General features: G+C 74.9%; 1 pseudogene. It reads left to right on the top strand.

The features are described from left to right. Positions 1-537, top strand: a pseudogene (locus D471_RS40000) (sigma factor-like helix-turn-helix DNA-binding protein); the annotation flags it as partial. Between the last annotated feature and the right edge of the window lie 256 nt (positions 538-793).

Raw genomic sequence — 793 nt, 5'->3', positions numbered from 1 at the left:
TCCCCCCCCCGCCGCTCCGTCGACCGCACCCGCAGGTGCTTCGCCGACGCCGACGGCACCTGGTGGCTGCGGGTGGAGGTCAACGCCGACCACCTGCGCGGCTCGGGCTTTCCGATCCCGAACGGTTTCGCCGCCTGGACGGGCATGCGCCCCGGCGTACGGATGCCGGTGCTGATCGGCGACCGCGAGGCGGTGGCGGCCTGGAAGCAGCAGCCGCTGATGAGTTCGGTCCGCCCCCTGCTCGTGGAGGAGGGCGCCAACGTCGGAGACCACGCCTTCATCACCATCTGCGAGGGGCGCGTGCGGTGCCGGGTGATCCCGGCCGACTCCGCGGGCGCCGACCCGTTGACCCGTGCCCTGCACCTGGCCGGTGTGCCCGCGTCGGCCACCGGCTCCGGCGCGGTGGCCGCCCTCGCCGCGGCGCTCGGCCTCCCCTCGGACGCCTCCGAGGAGCGGGTACGGGAGCGCCTGGACGATCGCGGGGACAGCGACATCCTGAGCCTTCTGGGCACGCAGGCGCAGGGGGGTCACGGGTAGGGGCGGGGGCGGGGATGTCCCGCGCCTCGCCCCCGTGGCCGTGGATGGACACGATGAGGGGGAGGCCCCGAGGAGGGCTCCGCCGATGACAGGTGTCCGCGAACCGCCCTCACCGAGATGGCGGACCCACCGCTTCCAGGTGCCTCGACCGGCTGGTGGGGTCGCCCATGGAACGCGCCCGAACGGCTACATCTCCAGGGGCCGGTCGATGACCCGGGTGTCGACGACCAGGGCGGCGACGCGGCCGTCGGCGGTG

This window comes from Nocardiopsis lucentensis DSM 44048, assembly GCF_000341125.1.
GTDB lineage: Bacteria > Actinomycetota > Actinomycetes > Streptosporangiales > Streptosporangiaceae > Nocardiopsis > Nocardiopsis lucentensis.
This window is presented reverse-complemented; position numbering and strand designations above follow the sequence as displayed.